The sequence below is a fragment of the Streptomyces sp. NPDC033136 genome (assembly GCF_055578235.1).
The window spans coordinates 220,807-235,565 of record NZ_JBVIPD010000003.1 but is presented as its reverse complement, the minus strand read 5'-3'; the positions used below and the strand labels follow the sequence as shown (position 1 = coordinate 235,565).

The window sequence follows — 14,759 nt, the reverse complement described above, 5'->3', positions numbered from 1 at the left end:
CTCTGGCGGGACTTACTTTTGGTGCGAAACAATTGCTGCGTCAAGAGGCAGGCAAACATCTTTTCCCAGAAACCATCACCGCCGTAGAGTGGTCACGTTGTTTTCAGTGCGAAAGAAATGGGTGAGGGGAGTCGGACCTACATGACGGAAGGCACCGCCGGCTGGCTGCCGCTGAGCCCGGGGGAGCGCTCGGTGGCGATCGAAGTGCTCGTCCACGGTCCGCTGTCGCGTACCGAGCTGGCCCGCAGGCTCGGCCTGTCGGCCGGCAGCGTCACCCGGCTGACCAAGCCGCTGATCGAGGCGGGCCTGCTGGTCGAGGTGACCGAGGCGGCCGGGCCGGCGGAAGCACGTCAGGGCCGCCCTTCGCAGCCCCTGGACGTCGTCGCCGACTCCGGCTTCTTCCTCGGCTTCAAGATCACCGAGGACGCCGTCTACGGCGTCGTCACCACGCTCCGCAGTCACATCGTTGCCCGTCACGAACGTCCGCTCACCACTCACGAGCCGGCCGAGGTCGCCGACGTGCTCGCCGGGATGACCGCCGAACTGGCCGGCGGCCATCCCCGGCTCGCCGGCATCGGCATCGGGGTCGGCGGTTTCGTCCAGGACCAGGCCGTGGTCGGCGAGTCGCCCTTCCTGCTGTGGCGGGACGTCCCCCTGGCCGACCTCGTCCGGGAGCGCACCGGGCTGCCGGTGGTCGTCGAGAACGACGTCGCCGCCCTGGTCGAGGCCGAGACCTGGTTCGGCGCCGGACGCGGCCTGGACCGCTTCGTAGTGCTCACCATCGGGGCCGGCCTCGGCTACGGGCTCGTCCTGGGCGGCAAGCGGGTGCCCTTCGCGGAGGAGGACAGGGGCTTCGGGCGGCACTGGATCGTCGCCTCCGATGGACCGCTCACCCCGGACGGCCGGCGCGGCAGCGCCGTCTCGCTGCTGACCATCCCCAGCATCCGTTACCAGATCCGGGCCGCCACCGGCCGCGACCGGACCTACGAGGAGATCCTCGCGCTGGCCGCCGACGGGGATCCGATGCCCGCCCGGGTCGTCGACGAGGCGGCACGCGCCCTGGGCACGCTCGTCGCCCAGATCTCCAATTTCGTGATGCCGCAGAAGATCCTGCTCGCGGGGGAGGGGGTCGGGCTGATGGACGTGGCCGGCAAGACGGTCGAGGAGACCGTCCGCGACCACCGGCATCCCCTGGCCGCCCCGGTCGGCCTGGAGACGAAGGTGTCCGACTTCCACGACTGGGCGCGCGGTGCCGCCGTGTTGGCCATCAAGGTGCTGGTGCTGGGATCGGCCGAGGCGTGAAGCGGGATGAACTCCGAGCCGGAAAAGGGCACGCGCGGGCGGATGATGTGAACAGCCTCACGTTTACCGGGAGATGGACGTGATCAGTGACACTGTCCGAGATGACCGTTTAGCTCGTGATTACTCACATTGCCTTCACGCCTGGCGACGTATGCTTCACAGCATGTCCACCACTGTTGAAACCTCTTCCGAGCGATCGGCTGACGAGGTCAACGAGGAGATCCGGGCCCTGTGGCGCCGGTCGGGCGGGACACTGAGTGTCGAGCAGCGCGAGGAGTACCAGCGGCTCGTCCTGGAGTGGGCCGCCGCGGCCCCGCAGTCGGCACCGGCGGCCTGAGCGCCGCCCGGGCCCACTGGCACATCGGACCCTCGTCTCTGACGCGTCGGCTTCTCTTCCCGGGGCACCCCTGATCCGAGGGGTGCCCTTCTCGCACTGTCCTCGGCCGTCGTCCACGGCATCGTCGCCCCGGAGCGATCGACTTCGCTCGAGCAGGATGGTGCCCCCGTCGCCGGCGGCCTGCTGTCCCGCCGGCTCAGGCTGCCGCCGGTCCGCTGCGAACAGCCCGTCCTCGCCGGGGCCGGGGCGGCCTCCGGTCTCGTGCCGTGTCCGCGTGCCGCCCGGCGGCAGTTGCTCGCCGTCGTCCTCGCCTCGCGAGACCCGGTGACGCCGGGCCCCCGGGTCTCACCCCCAAGTGGCCGAGTAATGCTGCCGATACGCCTTGCGGTCCTGCTCCGCCCGGATCCACCGGGTCGCCACCAGGGCGAGGAGGCTGCCCGCGATGACGAGCAGCCCGGGGCCGACGTTGCGCGGGTCGGTGAGGCGGGTCAGCAGCGTCGACACGTCCTCGCCCGTGACCGCGGCCGACGAGCCGGGGGAAGCGGCGCCCGGTGAGGCCGAGGGCGCGGCGGATGCGCCCGTACCGCCACCGGCCTGCTTGGCGACGATCAGCTTGACGCCCAGCTCGGTCAGCGCCTTCGTCACCGGCTGGAAGAACGTCGTACCGCCCGCCGCGCAGTCCCCGCTGCCGCCCGACGTCAGGCCGAGCGCGATGCCGTCGGCGAACATCGGCCCGCCGCTGTCGCCGGGTTCGGCGCACACATTGGTCTCGATGAGCCCGGTGACCGTGCCCTCCGGGTAGTTGACCGTGGCGTTGAGCGCGGTCACCTCCCCCTCGCGCAGCCCGCTCGTGCTGCCGCTGCGGAAGATCTTCTGCCCGACCTCCGCGTCGGCCACGCCCGTGATCCGCACGCCCTTGCCGTCACCGACCACCACGACGTCCGCGCCCTCGCCCGCGCGGCCCTTGTCGTACTTCACCAGGGAGTAGTCGTCGCCCGGGAAGCTCCCCCGGAGCGAGGTGCCGACCTGATCGCGGCCCCGGTCGTCGGCGAACCAGACGGAACCGTCGGGCCCGCAGTGCCCGGCCGTGAGGATGTAGTCGCTCTTGCCGTCGGTTACGTTGAACCCCGCCGAACAGCGCCCGGCGGTCGACAGGATCGGCTGGGCGCCGTTGATGCGCGTCGTGAAGGTGCCCTCGGTGCGCTCCATGCGCACAAGGCCGCCGATGTCCTCCGCGACATCGGTCAGCCGGGACCAGTCCGAGGCGGAGACGGTGCTGTCGCCCCGTACCACCACCTGGTTGCTCTTGTAGTCCAGGGCCCAGGAGGTTCCGGAGACCCTGGGCGCCGAACGCAGCATGGCGGTCGCGGACTTGAGGTCGCTCATGCTGTGGCGGACCATTTTCGCCCGCGCCCCGGCGCGCTTCACCTCGGCGGCCGCCTTCTCGTCGGTGACCGCGACCACCGGCCGCCCGGCCGAGTCGACCCAGCTGCCCGCCGTACGGGAGGCCCCGAGCCGGGACTCCATGTCGGTGCCCTCGCCGGTGGCCGGCGGAGCGGTGAACGGTACACCGATGGCCGGACCGGGGGGCTCGCTCGCCACGGCGCTCGTGACCATCGCTCCTCCGAGGAGGAGTCCGCCGACGGCCGCGAGCCGTGTCACTCGCCGGACGACCCGTCGTCGTGCGTGCCTCATGCATGGCTCCCGAACCCGAACATCGCGGTGTGAACACCGCGGGGCCCTCCTTGAGTTGAGCGCCCCTCATCCATACGGGGCGCAGCCGTGCCGCGTTCACCCCACGCGTGATCTTCTCAGCCGTCAGCCGTCAGCCGTCAGCCGTCAGCCGTCAGCCGTCAGCCGTCAGCCGTCAGCCGTCAGCCGTCAGCCGTCAGCCGTCAGCCGTCAGCCGGCGACCGGGGCGGCGAGCAGGGCGCGGCTGCGTGCGTCGCCCCACACCGAGTCCGGATCGACGTAGGGCCGCAGCAGGACGGTGAGCGCCGGGTCCCCGTGTCCGTTCAGCTCGTCGGAGGCGATCTTGCGGGCGATCCCGGCGAGGAAATCCGCCACCTGCACCCGCGCGTCCTCGCGGGCGACGACGAGCCGCACCCCGCCAGAGCGGCCCCGGCCCGCCGGGCCGCCTCCTCGATCCACGCGATGCGGTCCGGCGTCAGCATGTTCTGCCGGTCGTGCACGAGACGGACCGGCCGCCCGTCCGCGCTCCAGAGCGCGGCGGTCCGCACGATCGCCGGGAGCAGCGGGTTCAGCACCGGTACCAGGGGCGGCCCGGCGAGGAACTCCGCCCGGTAGGACACCGCGCGGGACCGGGTCGCGGCGAGCCGCTCCAGGATGTCCGCCGCCTCCGTCGCCGGGTGGGCGCGACGCAGGGCGTGGACCGTGCCGTAGAAGGCGTCCACCGGGTCCCCGTCGTGACGGACCCGCAGCAGCCGGTTGGCCGCCTCCAGGAACGCCCGCCAGCCGTCCTCCCCGAAGGTCCGGCGGCCCGCGCGGAACAGGGGCACGGCCTCGGCCGGGTCGTCCAGCAACAGGCCGACGGCCCGCTCGACCACGAAGTACGTCTTCTCCATGAGGTGCACCCGTGCCTGCCCGTGGACCGGTCCCTCCGGGACGAGCAGCCACTCCAGGACCGCGCGGTGCTTCTCCCGCAGCAGGTGGTTCGCCTTGTACTCCTCGGCCGGTGACCGGATGCGGTCCCGGATCTCCCGCACCGCCGCCGCGGCCGCCGCCTCGGACAGCGACACGCTGCCGTGCGCGAACACGTCCGTGTTCCCGCCGGTGAGATTCTCGCCGTCAGATCCGGACTCGTCGCAGGCGATCTCCAGGAAGGGGCTCGCCGCCCCGCCCCGCCCCCCGTCCCCAAGAATCCCGCTCACCGCGTATCCCCCTATCGTGTGCCCATGACCAGGATCCCGCACGAGACGTCCGGTGAACCGAATCCCCTGGAAGTCCTCACGCTCGACCGCCTCAGGCGCCGGACGAGCATGAAGTGGCGCGCCTACGACGAGGACGTGCTGCCCATGTGGGTGGCCGAGATGGACGTGCCGCTCGCCGAGCCCGTCGTGCGTGCCGTCACCGGCGCGCTGGAGCTCGGTGACACCGGCTACCCCGCCGGTACGGCCTACGCCGAGGCGCTGGCCGCCTTCGCCGCCAAGCGCTGGAACTGGGACGGGCTCGCGGTGCAGCGGACCTCGCTCGTGCCCGACGTCATGCTGGGTGTCGTCGAGATGCTCAAGCTGGTCACCGGTTACGGGGACACGGTGGTGGTGAACCCACCGGTGTACCCGCCGTTCTACCAGTTCGTGGAGCACATGGACCGACGGGTGGTCCAGGCGCCGCTCGGGGCGGACGGCCGCATCGACCTCGACGTCCTGCGGAAGACCTTCTCGCAGGTCGTCGCGGACCGGCGGCGGGCCGCCTACCTGCTGTGCAGCCCCCACAACCCGACCGGAACCGTGCACACGGCCGAGGAACTGTCGGTCGTCGCCGCGCTCGCCGAGCGGTACGGCGTGCGCGTCGTCGCGGACGAGATCCACGCGCCTCTCGCCCTCGGAGCCGCGCGGTTCGTGCCGTACCTGAGTGTGCCGGGCGCCGAGCGCGGTCTGTCGCTGATGTCGGCTTCCAAGGCATGGAACCTGGCGGGTCTCAAGGCCGCCCTGGCGATCGCCGGGCCCGGTTCGGCCGCCGACCTGGCCCGGATGCCCGAGGAGGTCGGGCACGGACCCAGCCACGTCGGCATCATCGCCCACACCGCCGCCCTGCGCGACGGTACCGCCTGGCTGGACGCCCTGCTGTCCGGGCTCGACACCAACCGGCGGCTGTTCGCGGACCTGCTGGCCGAGCATCTGCCCGCCGTCGGCTACCGCCCGGGCGACGCGACCTACCTGGCCTGGCTCGACTGCCGCGCCCTCGGCCTCGGTGACGACCCGGCGGAGGTCTTCCTGCGCCGCGGCCGCGTCGCCCTCAACTCCGGTCTGCCCTTCGGCGCCGGCGGGGCCGGGCACGCACGCCTCAACCTGGCGGCCTCGCCCGAGGTGCTCACGGAGGCGGTGCGGAGCATGGCCGTGGCGCTGGACTGAAGCCGGGGACGCGCTCGTACACTGCCCGCCATGGACGACAGAGCGCTGGACGAACTGGGCGCGGGCAAGTACCTGCTGATCACCAGTTACCGCAGGAACGGTACGCCGGTCGCCACCCCGGTCTGGGTGGTGCGCGACGGTGACGCGCTCGGCGTCTGGACGGCCGCCGGGTCCTGGAAGGTGAAACGGATCCGCAACCGCGCCGACGTCCTGGTCGGCCCCTGCGACCTGCGCGGCAACCCCACGGGCGACCAGGTGCCCGCGGCCGCGGAGATCTGCGACCCGGCCACCACGGCCCGCTACCGGAAGCTGATCGCCCGCAAGTACGGCCTGGCGGGCCGGCTCACGCTGCTCGGCAGCCGGCTCCGCCGGGGCGTGGACGGCACCGTGGGCATCCGCGTGACCCTCTGAGCGACCCCCGGGCGAGCACTTCAGCAAGCGCTTTCGCCCCCGAGGGGAGTGGGTGTCCCCTTCCCGGGAAAGGCCACCTGCCATGAGCCGAACTCCCGTCCTGCGCGCAGCCGTCGTCGGCACCGGCCACCGGGCCCGGTTGTTCACCCGCGGCCTCGCCGTCCGCCCCGGCCACCGCGTGGCCGCGCTGTGCGATCCCAGTCCGACCCGGATGGCCTTCCACAACCGGCTGCTGGCCGAGGCCGGCGAGCCCGCCGGCACCACCTGGGAGCCCGACCGCTTCACCGGCCTGCTCGCCGAGGAGGGCATCGACGAGGTCGTCGTCACCACCGTCGACGCCGAGCACGACCGCTACATCGTCCCCGCGCTCAAGGCGGGCTGCCGGGTCGTCACCGAGAAACCGATGACCGTCGACGCCGAGCGCTGCGCCCGCATCCTCGACACCGTCCGCGAGACCGGCAACTCCCTCACCGTCGCCTTCAACTACCGCTTCAACCCCGTGCACGAGAAGGTCCGGGCCCTGCTCGCCGGGGGCGCCGTCGGCGAGGTGCTGTCGGTCCATTTCGAGTGGCTGCTCGACGTACGGCACGGCGCCGACTACTTCCGCCGCTGGCACCGCGAGAAGCGCAACAGCGGCGGCCTGATGGTGCACAAGTCCTCGCACCACTTCGATCTGGTCAACTGGTGGCTCGCCGACGAACCCCGGGAGGCCTTCGGCTACGGACGGCTCGGCTTCTACGGCCGCGAGGCGGGGGAGCGGCACGGGCTGCGCCGGGACTACGACCGCGCCCACGGCTCCGGTCGGGCCGCCGACGACCCCTTCGCCCTGGACCTCGCGGCCGACGACACCCTGCGCGCCCTCTACCTCGACGCCGAACGGGACGACGGCTACCAGCGCGACCGCAATGTCTTCGACGGGCCGGTCACCATCGAGGACGACATGTCCGTCCTCGTGCGCTACGCGCGCGGCGCGACCATGACGTACCACCTGACCGCCTACTCCCCGTGGGAGGGTTACCGGGTGATGTTCAACGGCAGCGGGGGCCGGCTGGAGCTGGAGGTGGAGGAGAGCCGCTGGCAGCCGGTCCCGGCCCGGGGCGCCCAGTCGGCCGGTGCGGTGCACGGGGGTACGGCGGCCGGGCACGCGGGCGGCGCCCGCCTCACCCTGCGCGCGTTGTGGCAGCCACCGAGGGACGTGCCGCTCGCGGTCGCCCAGGAGGCCCACGGCGGCGGCGACCCGCGCATGCTCGACGCGCTGTTCGGCCCCGCAGGCGCCGCCCCGCGGACGGACACCGCGGCCGCGATCCACCCGACGGCCACCGAACAGGACGGGGCGCTCGCTCTGGCGGTCGGACTGGCGGCCAACCGGAGCTTCGAGACCGGGCGGCCCGTGCGCACCGGCGAGCTGATCCAGGGCTGAGGAGTCGTCAGCTCCAGGCCCGGTACGGCTCGTCCATCAGCTGGAAGACCGGCTCGCCCCGGACCGGGTCCTTGGCGGTGGACAGCCGTACCCGGTCCCCGCTGTGGATCCCGATCGGCGGGCCCATCACCCGGCCGCGCACGACGAACCCCTCGGACATCTCGACCAGGGACACATTGCGCGCCGCGGGCGTGTTGCGGTGCACCACCGTGGAGTGGCGGACCGTGCCCGTGCCCTCGGCGCGCTCCGTGCGCAGCTCGCTGCCCCGGCAGACGGGACAGAGCAGCCGGTGGTACATGGCGGTGCCGCACCAGGTGCAGCGCTGGAAGAGGATGGCGTCCATGTCCCGGCTCCTCGAGTCGAGGAGGGCCGTGGCGGAGACGGCTGCCTGCTGAGCGACGCTTCCTGAGTGGTGATACACGCTGGTCAACTCCCTGCACTCGCCCGGAATCGTGTGCGGGGTCGCCCGCGCACACCTGTGCCCGGTTCGCCGTGCCACCGTGCACGCAGCACAGAGTATGGCACTCAGTGCCACTCGTAAAGGCACTCCGTACCCTCATTGTGCGGGCCCTCAGGCCCGCCCCAGCGTCGTCTCGATCTCCTGCACCACCCGCCACAGAGGTGTTCCGCGCCGCGACGCGACGACGACCACGTCGTCGGGTCCCTCGCCGGGCCCGTCGCCGCGCGGGGGCACCGGCGCGCCGCCGAACGCGGACCGCACATACGCCAGCGCGTGGTCCATCGCGGCGTCCGCCTCGCCCTGCCCGTCCGAACGCAGCCAGGAGCGCAGCGCGTTGTTGTGTGCCGCGACCACCGCCGCCGCGATCACATCGGCCTGCAGGGCCCCGTCCCGGCGGGCGGCGAAGCGCCGGCGCAGGTACTCGGCGAGGGCGCGCTCGTAGCGCCACACCACCGACAGCTCGTAGGCGCGCAACCCCGGCACCTGCTTGGTGAGGCGGTAGCGCTGCACGGAGAATGTCGGGTTCTCGGCGTACATCCGCATCACGAGCCGGGCCGCGTCGCACACCCGCCGCACGGGTTCGCCGTCGTCGGCGCCGTCCGTGAGGAAGGCCGTCATGTCGGCCAGGCAGCGCTCGTGGTCCGGGAAGACCACGTCCTCCTTGGACGGGAAGTAGCGGAAGAACGAGCGCCGTCCGACGCCGGCGAGCGCCACGATGTCGTCGACGGTGGTCTGCTCGTACCCCCGCTCGAGGAACAACTGGAAGGCCGCCGCCACCAGGGCCTCCCGCATGGGCGGCTTCCCGTTCCTCACGTCGGCTTTCTCGGAGCTCATGGGTCGGAACGTAGCACCCGGAGAGACCCTTATGGCCCTCAGTGAGAAGTTTTCTTCCTGTTTTCGCAGGTCACGGGGCTGGTGTGGCCCTGAGTTGACGTGCTCGTGCCGGTCAGGAGCGTGATCGTCTCGGGGAGATCCTCGGTCACCTCTGGATCTCGGTCACCTCTGGATCTTGGTCACTCGGGAACGCGAGGTGATGTCCCTGGCCGCCGAGGGGCACTCCGGCGACGAGATCGCGGAGAAGCTCTATGTCAGCCCCCTGACCGTGCGCACCCACATCCACCGCGCGATGACCAAACCCGGTGCCCGGGACATGGCCCAGCTGGTGGTGATGGCGTACCAGTCGGGTCTGGTCCAGGGCGTGCCGCCGGAATGAGCAGTGCACCGCGCCCTGCGAGGGCACGGTGCACTGGCGCCGCTCGGTCTACGTGGACCCCTGCTCCCTTACTCCTGGGAGAAGGTCGCGTCTACGCCTTCACTCCTTGTAGAAGGTCGCGTCCTGCCGGTCGAGGGTCGTGCTGATCGGCTGGCTGTAGAACAGGTTATTGAAGTGCCGGATGTAGCGGCCGGGGAAGTTGTACGACTCGTACGAGACGCCGGCCGCGGTATCGGCGAGACCCGCCCGCTGGTAGAACGAGGCGTCGGCGTCGAACAGGGCCGTGCCGTCGTCCTTCTCCACCCACATCTCGTTGTTCTTGTGGCGGAGGTAGTAGCCGGGGAAGTTCGCCGACTCCAGCGAGACGGTGCCGTTGCCGGTGAGGCCGGTGACGATCCGGAACTGCGAGTCGGCGAGGTTGGTGACGTCGGCCTCCAGCCTCGCGCGGTACTCCCAGTGGCGGAGGAACTTGTCCGGGAAGTTGTACGAGGAGAGACGGACCGGGGTCACGCCGTCGGCCACCGGGATGCCGAAGTTGGGAGTGCCGTCGGCGTTCCAGTACAGCTTCTGGTAGCGGGTGCGGCGGTTGGGGTCGTTGAGCGGGTCGCCGCTGATGTCCTTGTAGTTGCGGTCGTGGTAGACGAGGACGTCCGACTTGCCGTCCTCGGAGACCGTGAAGGTGTTGTGGCCGGGGCCGTACTGGCCGGTGGCGGCGTTGCTCTTGAAGACCGGGGTGGAGGTCTTCGCCCAGGACGCCGGGTTCATCAGGTCGGCGGTGGCGGAGGCGGTCAGCAGACCGAGGCAGTAGTTGGCGTCGGTGGCGCTGGCCGAGTAGGCCATGAACACCTTGCCGTTCTTCTGGATGACGGCCGGGCCCTCGTTGACGCGGTGGCCGACGGTCTCCCAGGAGTACTCGGGCTTGGAGATCATCACCGGGCTGCCGCTGATGGTCCAGGGGTTGGACATCTTCGCCAGGTACAGGTTGGTGCCGGTGCCGACCGCCGGGTCGTTCTGCGCCCAGCTGAGGTAGCGGGTGCCGTTGTGGGTGAAGGTCGTGGCGTCCAGCGAGAACGTGTCGAGCGGCAGGGCGATCCGGCCCTTCTCGGTCCAGGTGCCGGTCAGCGGGTTGGCCGAGCTGGACTCCAGGACGTACGGGCGGATCTTCCAGATGTCGTTCGAGGCGCCGGCCGCGAAGTAGACGTACCACTTGCCGTCGATGAAGTGGATCTCCGGCGCCCAGATGTGTGCGCCCATGTCACCGCTGGCGTGCTTGGTCCAGATGGTGGTCTCCGTGGCCGTGGCCAGGCCCTGGAGGGTGGTGGCCCGGCGCATCACGATCTTGTCGTACGCGGGGACCGTGGCGGTGAAATAGTAGTAGCCGTCGGTGTGCTTGAAGATGTGCGGGTCGGCCCGCTGCTCGGCTATCGGGTTGGTGAAGGTGACGGCCGGGGACGCGGGGGCGGCGGCCTGGGCGGGGGTGGTCACCGTGGTGAGCACGGCGAACGCTGCCGCCGCTGCCACCAGGACCCGTCTGGCGAGGTGTCTCATGTTCTGTTAAGGCCCTTCGGGATCAGGCGGTGGTGGGGACGAGGCGCCACTGCTGGCAGTTGTTGTTCAGCCAGGACCACTGGCGGACGTCGGCGCCGTTGGCCGTGCCGCAGTCGGCGACGTCCATGACCTTGCTGGTGGAGGCGTTGACGATACGGACGTAGTCGCCGCCGAGGTAGACCATGCGGAACTTCTGGCAGTTGTTGTTCAGCCAGGACCACTGGCGGATGTCGGTGCCGTCGGCGGAGCCGCACCCGGCGAGGTCGGCGACCTTGCCGGTGGCGACGTTGACGAGACGGCTGGTGTCGTCGGCCATGTCCTCGATCCGCCACTTCTGGTTGGCACCGCCGTTGCAGCTCCACTGGAAGATGTTGGTGCCGTCGGCGGTGTTGCCGCCGTTGACGTCGAGGCACTTGCCGCTGTTGCGGTTGACGATGCTGTACGCGGTCGGGGTCGTCGCGGTCTCACCGGACGGGCCGGCCAGCGTCGTCCCCGTGGCGACCGGGGTGCCGAGGTTGGGCGTACCGTCCGCGTTCCACGTGAACTTCTGCGCGCGGGTCGTCCGGGCGTTGCCGCAGCCGCCGTTGGCCGCGCTGTTGGCGTGGTAGACGATCCAGTTCTCGGTGCCGTCGGGGGACGTGAAGAAGCCGTTGTGGCCGGGGCCGTAGACGCTCGCCGCGTCGTTGCGCTGGAAGACCGGTGTCTGCTTCTTCGTCCAGGAGGCCGGGCTCAGCGGGTCGCTGCCGGTGAGTTCCAGCTGGCCCAGCTTGTAGTCGGCGGTCTGGCAGCTGCTGGCGGAGTAGGACAGGAAGGTGCGGCCGTTGCGGTACAGCGGCTCGGGGCCCTCGTTGACGGGGCTGCCCTGGGTCTCCCAGCTCAGCGTGGGGCTGGAGATGATCGTGAAGGGGCCGCTGAGCGTGTACGGGTTGCTCATAGGGGCGATGACCAGGCTCTGCGTACTGCCGTTGATCTTGCCACTGCCCACCAGGTAGAGCTTGTCGTCGTGCTTGAGGACGGTGGCGTCGATCAGCCAGCCCTGCGCGGCGGTCGGGCCGGGGGTGAGGCTGGCGTCGGTGAGGATGTTCTTGTAGGTGTACGTGCCCATCGGGTCGGTGCCGGAGCTTTCCAGCACGTGCGTGCGCTGGGTGTCACAGCAGGCGGCGCCGGACTGCGCGGCCGAGTAGTACAGGTACCACTTGCCGTCGAGGAAGTGGATCTCGGGCGCCCAGATGTTGGCGTTGCGCCCGGCGGTGGTGTCCGACCAGACCTCCACGCTGGGTGCGGTGCTCAGGCCCCCGAGGGTGGGGGACTTCCGGATGAGCAACTTGTTGGTGAAGGTGGTCGTGACCAGGTAGTAGTTGCCGTCGTAGTACTCCAGCCAGGGGTCGGCGCCCTTCTGGGACTTGATCGGGTTGGTGAACGGCTTGCCGTCGGCCGCGACGGCGGACTGCGCGGTGTGGACGGTCTGCACGGACAGGAGCGAGGCAAAGAGGGCCAGCAGGGCTGCCGCCGACGTCAGACTGCGGCGGGGCGTGGACCAGCGACGGGCGCGGGTGGGAAACACGACAAGTCCCTTCCGGGAGAGCGGCTCATTGCCCGGGCTTCCTGACCTGCCCGGTGCGTTCGAAATCACGAACACTGTGCGTAACTTCGGCCAGAAGGTAAAGCTGAGGTGGCAGGGGCGTCAATGGATTCGACAGGCTTTTTGTCGTGTGGAGTAGTCGTGGGGTTTGCGGGTCGGGAACGCGAAGAGGGAACAGGGGCACGAGCACCCTGCGGCCACGTCGTGGACGCGCGAGTGGATGTGTTTGCGCAGGCGGCATCTGTTGTAGAAGGTCTCGATGAAGTCGAAGATGTGGGCTCGGGCGGTGGCCCGGTCGGGCCAGAAGCGGGTGCCGATCTCCTCTTTGAGTACGGCCCAGAAGCTCTCCGCGGCGGCGTTGTCGAAGCAACTCCCGGTCCGGCCCATGCTCTGCCGATATCCCAACTCGCTGATTCTGTAGCGGAGTTGTCCGGAGGTGTATTCCGTCCGCGGTCGCTGTGGATCACGCAGCCGGGTTCCAGGCGGCCCAGTGAGTTGGTGCCATCGTGATTTCCGCTGCTCAGCGGAGCTGGTGTGACGTTGGGGCGAGGTGCTCGTGCTGGTCGGGGTGGAGATCGGTAGCACGTGATCGTCCGTCACGGGTGGTCTCTGGGTTGACCGGGCGGGAATCACGGGCTGCTGCGTAGGTTCCGTGGCGGGTCACCGGCCGCAAAGCCACCCGGAACCACAAGCTCACCGACGCGGAGAAGGAGGCGAACCGTCTGCTCAGCCGCGAACGCGCCGCCGTCGAGCACGGCTTCGCCAACCTCAAGACCTGGCGCATCCTCACCAAGGTCCGCATGAACACCCGCCACGCGATCACCCTCCTGCGGACCCTCCTCGTCCTCGCGAGCACCGAGATCCAGAGGTGACCGACGATCTCCCCGAGACGATCACGTTCCTGACCGGCACGAGCACGTCAACTCAGGGCCACACCAGCCCTGTGACCTGCGAAAACAGGATGAAAACTTCTCAGTGCACTCCCCGGGGGGTACTGAGTGCTCTGTCCGTCCGGTCCGGGCGGACTCTGAACCCCTGGTGCGGCAGCCGCGTATCTACCCGCAGACGACCCCCGGCGACGGGCACCCCCGCGCCCGGACGGAAGGAGAGCAGCGTGTCGACACCGTCCGAGCCCCCGCCGCACGACGGCCCGTCCCTCGAACCCATCCGTGTCCTGCGGCCCCGCCGCACCGACGCGCTCGCGGAGCTGATGCGGGAGTTCCGGCAGGAGACCGGGCGGGAACCCGGCGGCTACGAGTCCGTGGCGCTGCCGCGACCGCCGGCCGGCTCCGAGGCCCTGACGCAGGAAATCCCGCCCGTGGCAAGCGAGTTCGGCCGCGGCCGAGCGGTGTTCCCTGGAACCGGGCTGCGCCGTGGCGCCGTCGCGGTCGCCGTCCTCGCCGCGGCGGTGATCGGCTTCGGCGGCGCGCTCCTGCTCCGTGGCGAGACCGGCAACGACACCGCGGCCCCCGCACCCCGGCCGACGCGAACCGCCCCGGCCCCCGCCCCCGCACCCACCCCGCCCGCCGCGGACCCCGACGGCCCCGGCACCCTCCGCGAGGGAGCCACCGGCCCCGAAGTGACCGAACTCCAGGAACGCCTCCTGCGCGTCCCGGACGTCTACCGGGACGGCTCCACCAGCGGCCGCTACGACCCCACCCTCACCGCGGCCGTCGCCCGCTTCCAGCTCTGGTACGGCATCCGCGGCGACGAAACAGGTGTCTACGGCAACGACACCCGCGCCGCGCTCGAGTCACGCACCCCGGCGGGCACCGGCTGATGTGTGACCATGGCCTGCATGGACGCGTTCATCGACCGGCTGAACCCCGACATGTGCGTGGTCACGGCCGTCGCGGGAGGTGAACGGGCGGGCTGCCTGGTCGGTTTCGCCTCGCAGTGCTCGCTGCGGCCCGTGCGGTTCGTGGTGTGGCTGTCGGAGCTCAATCACACCTTCCGGGTGGCCCGCAGCGCCGAGGTACTCGCCGTGCACCTGCTCGGCCGCGAACAGCGCGGGCTCGCCGAGCTGTTCGGAGGGCGCACCGGCGACGAGACCGACAAGTTCCAGGACGTGCGGCTGCGCGAGGCGTACGGCGGGGCGCTCGTCCTGGAGGACGCGCCCGCCTGGTTCGTCGGCCGGATCCTGACGCGGGCCGGCGGCGGCGACCACATCGGCTTCGTCCTCGACCCGGTCGAGTGGGGCGGGCAGGAGGCGTACGACGGGCCGCTCCTGCGTCTCTCCGACGCCGTCACCATCGATCCGGGTCACCCGGTCGGCTGACCTCGCGCCCCGTTCGCCGAACACCTGGCAACAGCGGGGAAAGGGAGCGGGACGGACCGCTCGCCGCGCGTCACCCTGGGCCGGGGCGCCGCACCAGGCGCCCGGACCGCCGCG

Annotated in this window: 13 protein-coding genes and 3 pseudogenes; 9 read left to right on the top strand and 7 right to left on the bottom strand. The window is 70.8% G+C overall.

Translation table 11 applies throughout. The features are described 5' to 3' along the window. Window positions 1-141 precede the first annotated feature (141 nt). Complete coding sequence (locus ACZ5TL_RS06765) at window positions 142-1,302, top strand: ROK family protein (protein ID WP_468588298.1); 1,161 nt, start codon at window positions 142-144, stop codon at window positions 1,300-1,302. 151 nt (window positions 1,303-1,453) lie between these two features. Beyond that, window positions 1,454-1,639, top strand: coding sequence for a hypothetical protein (locus tag ACZ5TL_RS06760; protein ID WP_104788133.1), 186 nt, complete (start codon window positions 1,454-1,456; stop codon window positions 1,637-1,639). A 345-nt stretch (window positions 1,640-1,984) separates the two neighbouring features. On the opposite strand, the gene ACZ5TL_RS06755 is transcribed toward ACZ5TL_RS06760, so the two are convergent. Both ACZ5TL_RS06755 and ACZ5TL_RS06750 read right to left on the bottom strand, forming a co-directional pair. After that, window positions 1,985-3,334 carry a S1 family peptidase gene (locus ACZ5TL_RS06755; RefSeq protein ID WP_468588297.1) on the bottom strand — a complete coding sequence of 450 codons (1,350 nt, stop codon included), beginning with the start codon at window positions 3,332-3,334 and terminating at the stop codon, window positions 1,985-1,987. 207 nt (window positions 3,335-3,541) lie between these two features. Further along, a pseudogene (locus ACZ5TL_RS06750) lies at window positions 3,542-4,530 on the bottom strand (hypothetical protein). A 24-nt stretch (window positions 4,531-4,554) separates the two neighbouring features. Here ACZ5TL_RS06750 and ACZ5TL_RS06745 point away from each other — a divergent pair. The 3 genes from ACZ5TL_RS06745 to ACZ5TL_RS06735 all read left to right on the top strand — a co-directional run bounded on the left by ACZ5TL_RS06745 (window position 4,555) and on the right by ACZ5TL_RS06735 (window position 7,564). Then, window positions 4,555-5,733 carry a MalY/PatB family protein gene (locus ACZ5TL_RS06745; RefSeq protein WP_468588296.1) on the top strand — a complete coding sequence of 393 codons (1,179 nt, stop codon included), beginning with the start codon at window positions 4,555-4,557 and terminating at the stop codon, window positions 5,731-5,733. 30 nt (window positions 5,734-5,763) lie between these two features. Further along, window positions 5,764-6,144, top strand: coding sequence for a PPOX class F420-dependent oxidoreductase (locus ACZ5TL_RS06740; RefSeq protein ID WP_468588295.1), 381 nt, complete (start codon window positions 5,764-5,766; stop codon window positions 6,142-6,144). An 82-nt stretch (window positions 6,145-6,226) separates the two neighbouring features. Further along, window positions 6,227-7,564: a Gfo/Idh/MocA family protein gene (locus ACZ5TL_RS06735; RefSeq protein ID WP_468588294.1), complete on the top strand. Its 1,338-nt coding sequence runs from the start codon at window positions 6,227-6,229 to the stop codon at window positions 7,562-7,564. A gap of 7 nt (window positions 7,565-7,571) precedes the next feature. Here ACZ5TL_RS06735 and ACZ5TL_RS06730 read toward each other — a convergent pair whose 3' ends face one another. Together ACZ5TL_RS06730 and ACZ5TL_RS06725 are read right to left on the bottom strand one after the other, a co-directional pair. After that, window positions 7,572-7,985, bottom strand: a complete 414-nt coding sequence (locus ACZ5TL_RS06730) for a Zn-ribbon domain-containing OB-fold protein (RefSeq protein WP_468588293.1) — start codon at window positions 7,983-7,985, stop codon at window positions 7,572-7,574. 150 nt (window positions 7,986-8,135) lie between these two features. After that, window positions 8,136-8,858: a TetR family transcriptional regulator gene (locus ACZ5TL_RS06725; protein WP_468588292.1), complete on the bottom strand. Its 723-nt coding sequence runs from the start codon at window positions 8,856-8,858 to the stop codon at window positions 8,136-8,138. A 175-nt stretch (window positions 8,859-9,033) separates the two neighbouring features. Between ACZ5TL_RS06725 and ACZ5TL_RS06720 the strand changes: the two are divergent. Continuing rightward, window positions 9,034-9,237, top strand: a pseudogene (locus ACZ5TL_RS06720) (LuxR C-terminal-related transcriptional regulator); the annotation flags it as partial. Window positions 9,238-9,336: 99 nt separating this feature from the next. Here ACZ5TL_RS06720 and ACZ5TL_RS06715 read toward each other — a convergent pair. From ACZ5TL_RS06715 to ACZ5TL_RS06705, 3 genes are all read right to left on the bottom strand, one after another. Then, a complete protein-coding gene (locus ACZ5TL_RS06715; RefSeq protein ID WP_468588291.1) occupies window positions 9,337-10,785 on the bottom strand; it encodes a family 43 glycosylhydrolase in 1,449 nt (482 codons plus the stop codon). A gap of 22 nt (window positions 10,786-10,807) precedes the next feature. Beyond that, on the bottom strand, window positions 10,808-12,349 hold the full coding sequence (locus tag ACZ5TL_RS06710; RefSeq protein WP_468588290.1) for a family 43 glycosylhydrolase: 1,542 nt from the start codon (window positions 12,347-12,349) through the stop codon (window positions 10,808-10,810). Window positions 12,350-12,469: 120 nt separating this feature from the next. Continuing rightward, window positions 12,470-12,754: a hypothetical protein gene (locus ACZ5TL_RS06705; RefSeq protein ID WP_468588289.1), complete on the bottom strand. Its 285-nt coding sequence runs from the start codon at window positions 12,752-12,754 to the stop codon at window positions 12,470-12,472. Window positions 12,755-13,047: 293 nt separating this feature from the next. On the opposite strand from ACZ5TL_RS06705, the pseudogene ACZ5TL_RS06700 reads away from it, so the two are divergent. The 3 genes and pseudogenes from ACZ5TL_RS06700 to ACZ5TL_RS06690 form a co-directional block, all read left to right on the top strand. Then, window positions 13,048-13,239: pseudogene (locus ACZ5TL_RS06700) on the top strand (transposase family protein); the annotation flags it as partial. Window positions 13,240-13,481: 242 nt separating this feature from the next. Further along, window positions 13,482-14,147, top strand: a complete 666-nt coding sequence (locus ACZ5TL_RS06695) for a peptidoglycan-binding protein (RefSeq protein ID WP_468588288.1) — start codon at window positions 13,482-13,484, stop codon at window positions 14,145-14,147. Between the two features lie 9 nt (window positions 14,148-14,156). After that, window positions 14,157-14,645 (top strand): flavin reductase family protein, encoded by a 489-nt coding sequence (locus tag ACZ5TL_RS06690; RefSeq protein WP_468588287.1) that lies wholly within the window; start codon window positions 14,157-14,159, stop codon window positions 14,643-14,645. The last annotated feature ends 114 nt before the right edge of the window (window positions 14,646-14,759 follow it).